The following is a 12647-nucleotide window of genomic DNA, read 5'->3' on the forward strand; positions in this document are numbered from 1 at the left end:
ATTGCCAAAAAGAACAGATCTTAAAAAAATTATGATTATCGGTTCTGGTCCAATTATTATTGGTCAAGCTGCCGAATTCGATTACTCAGGAACACAAGCCTGCCTAGCATTAAAATAAGAAGGCTATGAAACAGTTTTAATCAATTCCAATCCTGCAACGATTATGACTGACAAGCATATTGCTGATAAAGTTTATATCGAGCCAATTACGTTGGAATTTGTGGAAAAAGTCTTAGTTAAAGAACATCCTGATGCCATTATTCCGACATTAGGTGGTCAAACAGGTTTAAATATGGCCGTTCAATTGAAACAAGCGGGAATTTTGGACCAGTTAGACATTGAAATCATTGGAACAAAATTAGATACCATCAATGAAGCTGAAGATCGTGAAGAATTTAAAGAATTAATGAAGCAGTTGCACGAACCAGTGCCAGCCTCAAAATCGACTCACAATTATCCCGATGCTAAAAAATTCGTAGATAGCATTGGTTTTCCAGTTATTATCCGTCCTGCTTTTACCATGGGTGGAACTGGTGGAGGAGTTGCTCATGATTATCAGGAACTCGAAGAAATCGTTGAACGTGGTCTAAAAGCATCGCCATCGACAGAAGTATTGATTGAACAAAGTATTGCTGGCTTTAAGGAAATTGAATTTGAAGTTATGCGAGATAGTGCCGACAATGCCTTGGCAGTTTGTCATATGGAAAATGTTGACCCCGTAGGAATTCATACAGGTGATTCGATTGTTGTGTCACCAATTCAAACTTTGACAGATCCCGAAGTCCAAAAATTGCGTGATGTCTCATTAAAAATTATTCGAGCTTTAAAAATTGAGGGTGGCTGTAATGTGCAATTAGCTATCGATACGAAGACTAGCAATTACTTCATTATTGAAGTTAATCCTCGTGTCAGCCGTTCTTCAGCTTTAGCTTCTAAAGCAACTGGTTATTCGATTGCTAAAATTGCGGCTAAAATTTCGGTTGGTCTAACGCTTGATGAAATCGTCAATCCTATAACAGGTAAGACTTTTGCTCAATTTGAACCAGCATTGGACTATGTCGTCTGCAAAATCCCACGCTGGCCGTTTGATAAATTCTCTAAAGCCGACAGAACCATTGGAACGCAGATGAAAGCAACTGGGGAAGTTATGGCCCTTGGTCGCAATATTGAAGAAGCTTTCCAAAAAGCAGTTCGGTCACTAGAAATCGACCAATCAGATTTGATTATGGATTCATTATCTGACAAACCGTTGGATGAATTGGAAGAATATGTTCAGACTCCAACTGATGATCGATTGTTCTATATTGCCGAATTGTTGAGAAGGAATGTTTCTTATGAAACTATTAATCAGCTAACAAAGATTAATCCTTACTTCTTAGCTAAATTGAAGAATATTATCAATTATGAAAAAGTCCTAACTGGAGGCACCCTAGATAAAGAAATCGTTGTTGGCGCTAAGCAATTAGGCTATTCAGACAAAACCATTGCCCGTTTGAATAATCTAGATGAAGATATTATTCGTCATTTCCGTATTCAAAGCGACATTTTACCAACTTATAAGACAGTTGATACTTGTGCTGGCGAGTTTGCAGCGGAGACACCTTATTTTTACAGTACTTATGAAACAGAAAATGAATCGACCAAGATGTCTGACAAATCAGTTTTGATTTTAGGTTCTGGTCCAATCAGAATTGGTCAAGGAATCGAATTTGATTATTCAACTGTTCACTGCGTTAGAGCTGTTCAACAAATGGGTTATAAAGCAATCGTAATCAACAATAATCCAGAAACTGTTTCAACTGATTATTCAGTAGCTGATAAATTATATTTTGAACCATTGACATTAGAAGATGTTTTGAATGTTTGCGACCTAGAACAACCAATCGGAGCTATTGTTCAATTTGGTGGTCAAACTTCAGTTAACTTGGCTGAACCATTGAAAGAAAATGGCATCAAAATCCTTGGTACGCAAGTTGAAGATATCAATCGTGCTGAAGACCGTGATTTATTCGATCAAATCATCAAAAAGCTACAAATTCCACAACCTGCTGGAGGCACAGCTACATCGCAAGAAGGCGCTCTAGAAGTTGCCCATAAAATTGGTTATCCAGTTTTGATTCGTCCTAGTTATGTTTTAGGTGGTCGGGCCATGGAAATTGTCAGATCTGATGAAGAATTGGATAAGTACATGCATGAGGCTGTCCATGTTTCAAATAATCATCCAGTCTTAATTGATACTTATTTGACGGGACGTGAATGTGAAATCGATGCTTTGAGTGATGGGAAAAATGTTTTATTGCCAGGAATTATCGAACACGTTGAAAGATCAGGCGTGCATTCGGGTGATTCAATGGCTGTTTATCCACCACAAAATATTTCTGATGAAGTGCAAAGTCAGATTGTTGAATATGCAAAACTTTTAGCTAAGGAATTGCATTGTATTGGGATTATGAATGTTCAATTCGTCATTCACGAGAATCAAGCTTACGTGATTGAAGTTAATCCTCGGGCTAGTCGGACAGTGCCTTTCTTAAGTAAAGTTACAAGCATTCAAATGGCTCGAATCGCAACTAAATTAATCTTGGGTGCCAACTTTGATACCTTAGGATTAGAACCAGGCTTGGAACCAGAATCTCGCTTGATTCATGTGAAAGCTCCAACATTCTCCTTTAACAAATTGAATGATGTCGACAGCGCTTTAGGTCCTGAAATGAAATCAACTGGTGAAGTTATGGGTTCAGGCCTGAACTACACCGAGGCACTCTATAAAGCCTTTGAAGCAACGAACCAACACATTAAAGATGCCGGAAATGTTTTGATTACCGTCAACGATAATGACAAAAAAGAGGCTAGTGCTTTAGCACAACGTTTCAGTCATGTAGGTTTCCAAATCCTTGCTACTAAAGGAACGGCAGCTTACTTTGAAAAATGCGGCATCAAAGCTAAAGTTATTCCAGAAGTTGGTCTCGCCAAAGAAGACATTATCTATTACTTGAGCCACAACAAGATTCAACTTTTGATAAATACTTTAGGCGAGAGCAGAAGTCAGCATTCTGATGGCTATATTATTCGTCAAAATGCCGTACTCAATTCAGTGCCACTTTATACGTCGCTTGATACAGCAGATGCCATTTTAAAAGTTTTAGAAAAACGGTTTATTAGTGTAACTCCACTTTAAAAAAATATTTATTGGCTTTAATTGCGTAAGAAAAGCAACCTAATCTAATTTTAGAAAAGGTTGCTTTTTTGCGTATTTAGTTTTCAAGTTTACTTATTGATCAGTTCGATTTTACTCTTGCCATCACCTAATTTTTTGACAAGTAATTGTTGACCGATACTTTGTTTCATAGATTCAATGTGGCTGATGACTCCGACCATTCGATTCTTACCAATATCTTCTAAGGCTGCCATTGCTTCATCAAGCGTTTCTTCATCAAGAGAACCGAAACCTTCATCAACAAAGAGAGCATCAATTTGAACACCATTAGCTGATGATTGAACTACTTCGCTTAATGAAAGAGCAATCGATAATGCTGCAATGAATGTTTCGCCACCAGAAAGAGTGTCAGATGAACGAGTAGCGTCAGTCTCACGGTCATAGACGTTGATATCCAAACCATGATCTTTTTGATGATCAACTGCCTTATCAGAAATGACAAAGGAATAGCGGTTGTGCGATAGACGGTTTAAGAAAGTGGCATTAGCATAAGCAAGAATTTTTTGGAGGTAATTTTGAACGACATAAGTTTCCAGTTTCAATTTATTATCATTACCATCGCGACCATTTACAACATTATATAAACTCGTTATTGCGGCTAGCTTTTTAGCAAAATCGCCTTGCTTTTGCATGATTGTTTTGACCTTTTTAAAGCAAGTTTCTGCATCTGCAAAATCACGACTGGCATTTTCAGCTTGTTTGATAGCTGCTTCATATTCTGCTTGAGCTTTATTTAGAGCTTGCTCTAGTTTGTCCAATTCGGGCTTTTTAACATTTTCCAGTTTTTTGGCAATCTTTTGAATGTTTTCTGTCAGCATTTCCTTTTCTTTTTGGTAACTAGAAATGGCCTCTCTTAAATTAGCGAGTTCATCTTGATTAAGTTCCTTGATCCATTGTTCTAAAATCGTTAAATCATTAGTTTTAGCAGTATCTGAATTAAGGCTCTCATCTAATTTCTCAGTTAAAGTTTTGATATTGGTAGTTTCTTTATCAAGTCGTTCTTGATTATCAGTTAATTTAGTTTGGGTGTTGCTGTAAATAACGTTATTCTTGTTAACTATTTCTTGAGTCGATTTAAGCTCATTTTGGAAATCTTCATAGTCTTTATTTAATTTATCTTTTTTATTGGTCAAATCCTGACTGGAAGATTTTGTGTCGCCAATATTTTGCAATCTTTGCTTTAAATCATTGGAACGTGTTTCAATTGCCGAATTCAATTTTTCGAATTTAGAATTGGCGTCGGTAAAAGCAGTTTGAGCATTTTCTTGTTCTTTTTCTAAATGCTTGATTTCTTGAGTTAATTCTTGTGATTCGGTGATTTTTTGGTTTATTTCTTTTATTTTGTTTTGGAAGACAGTTTTAACTTCTGCTGAATCAAATGATTCAGGTAATTCAATTTTTGAATCAGCAATGGCTTTAGTATATTTGTTAGATAAATTCATCTGTGCACTGACAGCAGATTTTTGTTTTTCATCGAATTCATCAGAAGCATCCTTGATATTTTGTTGGATATTTTTAACTGAATTATCAATTGCAGCAAAAGTTTTTTGCGAGTCATCTACGGCATCCATGGATTTACGCAACTCTTTTTCATCAGCTACGGCAGTGTTTTTTGCATAGGGATGATCAGTTGAACCACAAACAGCACAGGGCTCACCAGATTTTAATTCTTGTCTTAGTTGAGCAATCATCAAAGACTGTCTAGTTTTAATCTTTTCTTGATAATCTTTTTTGGCTTTTTCTAAAGCATTCGACTTGTTGTCTAAATCGTTATGAAGTTCGCCAAGTTTCTTTTGCAGTTTAGCAACCTCAGCTGCTGAGTTATTTCTTTCATTTTCAAGAGGAGAAAAAGTTTCGGTAAAGTTAGTTTGGGCGGTGATTAACTTGTCTTTTGCTTCAGACAGACCGTCAAATTTTTTCAGTTCTTCATTTTTAGTAGCAATTTTTTCTTTGAAGTTATTTAAATCTTGAGATTTCTGATTAGCGGTATTTTCGACTTCGATTAATTGCGGGTTTAAAGAATCGATTTCATGTTTGATTCTTTCAATGTCTTGAACTTTGGTAATCAAGACTGTTAATTCTTGAGCTTGCTGTTTTTTAGTTTCAAATTCGTTTGTCCTGTTATTTAATGTATCAATTTCAGCTTTAGCTTGTTTGAGCTTTTCTTGAGCAGAATCTAGTTGTTCAGAAATTTTTACTCGGTTATTTTTAGTGTCCTTTAAATCGGCTTTAGTTTTGTCTAAATCTCGGACTATTTCTTGAAGTGGCTTAGCCCAAGTCAATTCCATTACATGCTTTTGCTTATCGTCAATAGTGTTTTTTTGATCAGAAACATTGGTTTGATATTCTTTTTTTAATCGAGCTAAATCATCGAAATTATTTTGAATATTTTGAGCAGAGTGGTAATTTTCTTCAGCTTTTTTACGGACGGAGCTAGTTTTTTCTTGAACTGCTTTGGCATTAGTTAAGAGACTTTGACGATTGTTTAAGTATTCGGATAGGGCAGCAGTTAACTGGTCATTAGGAAGTTGTTGAAGATTGTTTTGTTCATCTTCAGTCCAAACAGGAGATTCAATTTGTGATTTCAATTCATTCGTGAAATCAGTGGCTTTATTATTAGCTTGCTTGTAGTGTTCCTTTAATTTGACTGTGAAATCAGTGAATAGTTGAGTTCCAAAGATTTTTTTAAGAATTTCTTCTTTATCAGCTGTATCTGATTTGAGAAATTGGGAAAAATCATTTTGAGGAAGCAGAATGATTTTTTTGAATTGTTCAGCACCAAGATTTAGAATTTCATGAATTGCATGACCAACATCAACCGGTTTACTAGCGATACTTTCACTTTCAACTGTTCCAACATCATCTACGACGGCTAGGTGAGCAGTCGGCTTCTTTTTAGTATTGCCAGTGCCAACTTTTTTAGCTAAATATTGTTCAGGCGTGCGGTCGACTTTATAAATTTTGCCGTTTTGTTCAAAGTAAAAAATAACTTTGGTAGTGTCTTTTTCAGTAGCAAATTGACTACGCATTTCCTTAGCGTCACGGTCAGATCTAGTAGTAGTGTTAAAAAGGGCATAAGTCATGGCATCAAAAATAGTTGATTTTCCAGCTCCAGTATCGCCACCGATTAGGAAAATAGGTGATTCGTCAAGTTTTCTAAAGTCGATAACTGAATGTTGGTGAGGTCCAAAATAATTAATATCTAAATAAATAGGTTTCATTTTTTCTCCCTTTCTACTTCATTGAAGATTGTACTAACGAGTGATTTTTGTGAATTAGATAATTCTTTACCAGTAATCGTTTGGAAAAACTGGTCAACTGTTTCTTCGGGGCTGATTTCATTAATATTAGTCGTCATAGTTTGTAAATCAGCATCGCTTTTATCAACTTGGTAGTCTAATTCAACGATTGTTCCGTAACGCTTCTGTAATTCAGAGCGGATATTAGTTTGAACGTGTTCGCTGCGGTCAAAATTTTGAATCGTAATTTCAAACCAGGCCTTATTAATAGGTTGTTTCTTATAAAAATCGGGATTACATAAAGTTTGCCAATCCTCTTCCAAAACGATTAAGTCAGTCTTTGGAGTCAGTGGCTTAAATTCATGACTTACACCTGTTTTATCGATGGTGACAATGTCGACGCCCTTGCCATTATTTTTAATACGAGCCTCTTTGATGTTGAACTTTACAGGGCTTCCAGAGTAGCGAATGTTATCGCTTGGTGAAGCAAATCTAGTGTGGATGTGGCCTAGCATCACATAGTCAAAGTCCTTGAATTGGTCAGAAGTGACAGTTGCCAAACCTCCAACTTGCGAAGTAGTTTCGCTGGTGAGTTCTAAATCATCATTTTGATTAGCAGAGACAGCAAAGTGGGTCACTAACAGATGCTTTTTGTTTGGGTCAAATAATTTCACCATATCGTTGACTACTAATTGCATCGCTGTACCAATAGTAGTGATTTTTTTGGCTTCATCTTCATCCATGCCGTGGTTCTTGTAGTAAACTCGTGCATCCAAGGGATCAAAGAATGGCAATAGGAAAATTTGAACATCAGCTGTTTCGATGGGCTTGAAAGCTTCACTTAATAACGTGTTCAAAAAGAAGCTAGTGTGTTCCATCCATTCACGACCATAATTGAGGCGCTGGGCACTATCATGATTTCCAGAGATTGCGTAGATAGGAATTTTATTCTCTAAATTGATTTCCCGTAACATTTTATCTAAAGCTGTAACTGCTTCGGGATTAGGAACGGCCCGATCATAAATGTCTCCAGCAATCACTACGCCATCGACTTTTTCATCTTTAGCAATCTGCAAAATTTGTTTAAAAGTATGTTCTTGTTCATCTAAGAGTGAATAACCATTTAATGTTCGTCCAATATGCCAATCGGCAGTATGTAAAAATTTCATCGCAAAGCCTCCATTTGAATTAATTGTATCAAAAGTGAATTATCCTGAAACTAAGATTTAATAAGAGTATAGCATTTATCTAGAACGTATGTTCGCAAAAACGATAAAAAAAAGACGATAAATAAATTATCGCCTTTTTTAGTAAATTTAGATTAATCATTTAAATTGTAACGTAATTTCATATGTTCAGAACCCATAGTTACCATATCGCCGAGTAGTTTTGTTTGTAATTCAAAAGCAGTGTCAGCAAGTTTTGCGTTAGCTTCTTCCAAATACTTCTTAACTTTCTTTTGATTCTTGAGATCACGGTCAGTTTCATTTTGAATCTTGCGATAAGCACTCATAGCATCGAGTTCGTAGTCATTTCTCATATCAACGTACAAATCATAGTCAGTATCGCCAAGTAAAGCAGTCGTACAACTTAACCAGTACATATTATTCATATCGAATTTGCCAGTAGCGTTCTTATATTGAGCCGGTGTGTCCTTAACGTTGGCATAGAATGGAACAACTGTGTTAAATGTGTTGGCGCCATAAGCAAGCCAGTGGATACCTGCAATTTCTGCTGGGACGTTATTTCTGATTTGCAAGATGTGGACGTCGTGATTTCTATTGATACCAATTGGTCTGAAGAGTTTCTTTTCAGCTTCAGTGCCATTTCCATAAACGTCGTACTTAGTATTCTCAAAGTGAGAGCTCAAAACAAATTTAACATCTTCAATGGAAATTTTGCGGTTGGCGTGACAAATGAATGGCAAATCTTGTTCCATTGGATTATCGGTCGTGTCGTCGGGACTGAAGAACTTTTGACCATACCAAGCACGAGGATTGTTATAAACAGTGTCTTTGATTGATGCGCTACCTAAGATATGTCTCAAATTGTACTTCTTGAAATCTGGATTCAAGTTGTTCTTATCAATCATTTTCTTCAAATCAGCTGAACAAAGCGTGTCATCTGAATCGAAATCGAAATTGTCGATGTTCATGCGATTAGGTGCAACGACATAAGCATCGTCAGGAATACGAACGGCTGCCCAGTGGTGTCCACCGATAGTCTCTAACCACCAAACTTCATTGTTGTCAGAAAATGCAATCCCGTTTGGTTCGTATGTTCCATATTCTTCAAGCAATGCTCCCAAACGTTTAACACCGTCACGGGCGCTTTGAATATAAGGGAGGACAACTGTAACGAGATCTTCTTCTCCAAGTCCTCCTTCAACAAATGGGTCCAAACCTAAAACGCGTGAGTTCGTCGTAATAGTTTCAGTTGCTGACATGGCGACATTTTCACTGTTGATACCAGCAGCAGGCCAAATTCCGTTACTCAAAATAGAGTTAGGGATTGAAGTGTAGCGCATTGGCTTGTCAGGCAAGTCAACTTTGACTTTACTGATAACTGATTTATAAGTTTTTGGTTGGTCTTCAGGATTAACAACGACAAAACGTTGTGGGTCCAAAGCTTCGTGACCATCATCATTTCTTGAAATAATAGTTGAACCATCGATTGAAGCCTTTTTACCGACTAAAATTGAGGTACATGAACCTTTGATTCGCTTTTCCATAGTAATAGCTCCTTTATATGAATTCTAATAACTTAATTATAACTGCTTTGATGACTTAAACCAATGGGTTGGGGGACTACTATAGGAAGAAAAAACACAGCCTTCGTTTTTAAGCGAAAGTTGTGTTTTCTATTTAGGTAAATTAATTTTATTTTCTTTAATGGCTGATAAGTATTTTTGTAGCAAAACATTTCTGACATGGAATTGAGCACCTGGTTTAGTATAAGCAGCGACTTGCAAGACTAAGGTACCGTCATTTTGGTTGGAAAATCCAACGATGTAAGGGCGTTTAGTAATCTGCATTTTTTCCATATCAATGTTTTTGTTGATTTCACCGATGATTTTTGTGATTTCTTCAAAAGGAGAATCATTAAAAATTGGAATTTCCATCAGTGCTTGCATACTATTGCGCGACTTATTGCTAACGATAGTAATATTTCGGTTGGGGATGTAATTCAATGTTCCATCGATACTGCGAACTTGGGTCGTTCTAATACCAACATATGTAACTTGACCTTCGATACTGTTGATTTTTATCATATCGCCAACGCTGATCTGCTGTTCTAAAAGGATGAAGAAGCCATTGACCATATCGGAAACGAATCCTTGAGCACCAAGACCAATTGCCAAACTGAAGATTCCCGCTCCAGCTACTAATGTTCCAACAGGAATACCTAAAGCTGAGAGGACGGCGTAAATCCAAAAGAACATCAGGACATATTTAAAAATGTTGAGAATCAAAGTATAAATCGTATCTAATTTTTGCGGAGCAATCGTTTTATTAGTTCTGCGAAGACTAGTTTTGAAAATATGACGGATGATTTTTTTACCAATCCAGTTAATCAATAAAAGGACGATTGTTAATAGGATCAATTGAATTGCAACTGTTGCGATGTGTTGCAAGACGCCTTCCCAATCTACTTTGAGAAAGAGTTTTTTTATCAGGGCGTTGGGATTTAGGTTCAGGGATGTGTTCAAGGTGTTAGTTCCTTTCGTGAAATATGCTGAAACTATATTATCACAAATAAATGGGGGATTGGTATTGGAAGGGTTCTGGTGAAGGTAATAAAAAAGCCCGGAATCTGATTTGGGCTGGATTCTGGGTTTGTGTAATGTATATTTTTTTTAGATAACCATTGGTTTTCTGCTGCATAGTGGAAACGAGCTCCACAAGGGCAACTCCCTACACCTAAGGCTATTTCCCAAATTGCTCGTAAAGTACGCGAGCAATTCGTGAAATTGTCTTAGGCTCCGGGAGCTGGGCGCCCTTGTTGCGCTCTCTGTCTACTTCATATAACTACCCGGTACAAAATCTTCCACTGCAACATACAATTTATCTGATAATTCTTTATACAATTCGTGTTCGCCTGTTGCTAGGGTGAAGTTTAGGTTGTCGCATGATTCGATCAATTTGATTGCGGCAGCAATTTTTAGGTCGTCATGCGAGTAGTCTATCTTACTTTTTCCGGTCACATTAATGTCTAAAGTTGGTTCATTTTTTCCTAATGTGTAGTCTTGAATGTTTTCTGTTATCAATTAAAAATCTCCTTTTTGAAACTTCCTCAGGTCTTGATGGATTCTTAAATTAACATATCATGAGGTACTTTTAAAGTATCTTGTACTAATCGTCGATTTTTTTGAAATGAAACCTGTTTCTTCTATAAAGGTTGTATTTATATATAAGTGATTTGGTGTATCTTATATAGTAATAATAATAAAGAGGGTTTGTTTATGGCTTTAATTTATATGAGAAAAGGTGTCATGGATGATTTAGATGCCATTATGGAAATAATTGATTCAGCTAAGGCACTCTTAAAGGCTGATGGCAGTACTCAATGGCAAGATGGAACTCCTAATAGAGAGATACTTTTAAATGATTTACGACATGGTTATGTGCGCGTTCTAGTTGTTGACGGTAAGATTGCTGGTACGGCAACGTTGATGACGCAGAAAGATCCGCATTACACCAAGATTTATGACGGAGAGTGGGACGATAATAAGGATAGGTATGCAACGATTCACCGCATCGCACTCTCAACTAAATATCGTGGAATGAAGCTCAGCAAATTTTTCTTTTCTAATTTAATCAGTGATACCTACGCACAAGAAATCTATCATATGCGTATTGATACACACGAGCTCAATTTACGAATGCAAAAATTGGTATCCTACTTCGGGTTTAATTATCGTGGCATCATCTATGTTAAGACTGGTTCTGAGGGTAAACGATTGGCATACGAGCTAAATATGGTACAGTAAGATTACTTATATAGAAGGGAACTACAAAATGACATACCCACAATTAGATTTAGAAAATGCGACAGGTAGCATGGCTACTATCAAAACTAACCATGGAGTTATCAAGATTCAATTATTCGACGAACTCGTACGTAAGACAGTTAAGAATTTCATCGAGTTGGCTCAAAAAGGTTATTACAATGGAATCATTTTCCATCGTGTTATCCCTGACTTCATGATTCAAGGTGGCGACCCAACTGGAACTGGTATGGGTGGCGAAAGTATTTATGGCGATAGTTTTGAAGATGAATTCACTGACCAATTGTTCAATTTGGATGGAGCTTTATCAATGGCTAATGCCGGCCCTAATACTAATGGCAGTCAATTCTTTATCGTTTCAAACCAAAATATGCCGAAGAGAATGATTAAAGAAATGGCTGGCACTGGATACCCAGAAGAAATCATTGCTGCATACAAGAATGGTGGTACTCCTTGGTTAGATCACAGACACACTGTCTTTGGTCAAGTTGTTGAGGGAATGGACGTTGTTCGTGAGATTGCTCGTGCTAAACGTGATGGCAATGACAAACCTAAAGAAGATATTACTATGGAAAGTGTTGAAATTGCCTAGTTATAGATAATAGGTAGTTAATTATATAGTAGATAGTTTAAAGCTAAGTTAACTGAGGGATGGGATGAAACTCAGATGACTTGGCTTTTTTATATTTATATATGAAGCTAAAAATTTGCTAGGAGGGTATATGAAGCGTTAGAGTAATGTTCTTGCTGGTAAAATTATGTACAATTAATAAAGGGTATTTTAAAGCAAGGTAATTGGTGTTATAGTATTAACCAATAAAGATATAACGAGTTCAATTAGTAAGGTTAATTCTCCTATTCATTTAGGAAGCAAAGAGTCGTAAAAGCTTTAAAATTCAATTAATTTAATCAATTTGAAAAAAATGTAAAAAAACACTTGCATCGGAGTATCTTTAAAGGTAATATATTACCTGTTGTCACGACAGAGGCAATAGCGACAAGGCTTTGCGAGTTTATCTCTTAGGTTTATCGCTTCAAATAATTTTAAAAAAGTTCTTGACTTGGTCTTGTAACTTCGATATGATTATTAAGTTGTCTGTTAGACATCACCTAACATCTTATCAATTCGTTGATATCTTGTTAGAAAAATTATTTTAAAAAGTTCTTGACATTAACTTGTCGG

At 36.4% G+C, this 12647-nt stretch carries 7 protein-coding genes and 1 pseudogene; 3 read left to right on the forward strand and 5 right to left on the reverse strand.

The window, feature by feature from the left end; translation table 11 throughout:
• Nucleotide 1: 1 nt before the first annotated feature.
• A pseudogene (carB, locus tag FHL05_RS05775) lies at nucleotides 2-3178 on the forward strand (carbamoyl-phosphate synthase large subunit).
• An 89-nt stretch (nucleotides 3179-3267) separates the two neighbouring features.
• Here the strand turns inward: carB and FHL05_RS05780 are convergent.
• The 5 genes from FHL05_RS05780 to FHL05_RS05800 all read right to left on the reverse strand — a co-directional run bounded on the left by FHL05_RS05780 (nucleotide 3268) and on the right by FHL05_RS05800 (nucleotide 10723).
• Nucleotides 3268-6438, reverse strand: a complete 3171-nt coding sequence (locus FHL05_RS05780; protein WP_153385642.1) for an AAA family ATPase — start codon at nucleotides 6436-6438, stop codon at nucleotides 3268-3270.
• The gene (locus FHL05_RS05785; RefSeq protein ID WP_153385643.1) at nucleotides 6435-7625 is read right to left on the reverse strand and encodes an exonuclease SbcCD subunit D; all 1191 of its coding nucleotides are present in this window, start codon (nucleotides 7623-7625) and stop codon (nucleotides 6435-6437) included. The genes FHL05_RS05780 and FHL05_RS05785 overlap by 4 nt, the downstream gene beginning before the upstream one ends.
• 152 nt (nucleotides 7626-7777) lie before the next feature.
• Nucleotides 7778-9187 (reverse strand): C69 family dipeptidase, encoded by a 1410-nt coding sequence (locus FHL05_RS05790; protein ID WP_153385644.1) that lies wholly within the window; start codon nucleotides 9185-9187, stop codon nucleotides 7778-7780.
• 129 nt (nucleotides 9188-9316) lie between these two features.
• Complete coding sequence (locus FHL05_RS05795; RefSeq protein ID WP_238333979.1) at nucleotides 9317-10090, reverse strand: mechanosensitive ion channel family protein; 774 nt, start codon at nucleotides 10088-10090, stop codon at nucleotides 9317-9319.
• A 381-nt stretch (nucleotides 10091-10471) separates the two neighbouring features.
• Nucleotides 10472-10723 carry a hypothetical protein gene (locus FHL05_RS05800; RefSeq protein WP_153385646.1) on the reverse strand — a complete coding sequence of 84 codons (252 nt, stop codon included), beginning with the start codon at nucleotides 10721-10723 and terminating at the stop codon, nucleotides 10472-10474.
• A gap of 195 nt (nucleotides 10724-10918) precedes the next feature.
• Between FHL05_RS05800 and FHL05_RS05805 the strand changes: the two genes are divergently transcribed.
• Nucleotides 10919-11446, forward strand: coding sequence for a GNAT family N-acetyltransferase (locus FHL05_RS05805; RefSeq protein ID WP_153385647.1), 528 nt, complete (start codon nucleotides 10919-10921; stop codon nucleotides 11444-11446).
• Between the two features lie 28 nt (nucleotides 11447-11474).
• The gene (locus tag FHL05_RS05810) at nucleotides 11475-12056 is read left to right on the forward strand and encodes a peptidylprolyl isomerase (RefSeq protein WP_153385648.1); all 582 of its coding nucleotides are present in this window, start codon (nucleotides 11475-11477) and stop codon (nucleotides 12054-12056) included.
• Nucleotides 12057-12647: the final 591 nt, after the last annotated feature.

The sequence above is a fragment of the Companilactobacillus halodurans genome (genome assembly GCF_009600995.1).
In the GTDB taxonomy this organism is placed as follows: Bacteria; Bacillota; Bacilli; order Lactobacillales; family Lactobacillaceae; genus Companilactobacillus; species Companilactobacillus halodurans.

Bases quoted from the DNA above. Each gene is read 5' to 3' on its own strand.
- FHL05_RS05780 (WP_153385642.1), bottom strand. From the start codon at position 6,438: ATGAAACCTATTTATTTAGATATTAATTATTTTGGACCTCACCAACAT.
- FHL05_RS05785 (WP_153385643.1), bottom strand. From the start codon at position 7,625: ATGAAATTTTTACATACTGCCGATTGGCATATTGGACGAACATTAAAT.
- FHL05_RS05790 (WP_153385644.1), bottom strand. From the start codon at position 9,187: ATGGAAAAGCGAATCAAAGGTTCATGTACCTCAATTTTAGTCGGTAAA.
- FHL05_RS05805 (WP_153385647.1), top strand. From the start codon at position 10,919: ATGGCTTTAATTTATATGAGAAAAGGTGTCATGGATGATTTAGATGCC.
- FHL05_RS05810 (WP_153385648.1), top strand. From the start codon at position 11,475: ATGACATACCCACAATTAGATTTAGAAAATGCGACAGGTAGCATGGCT.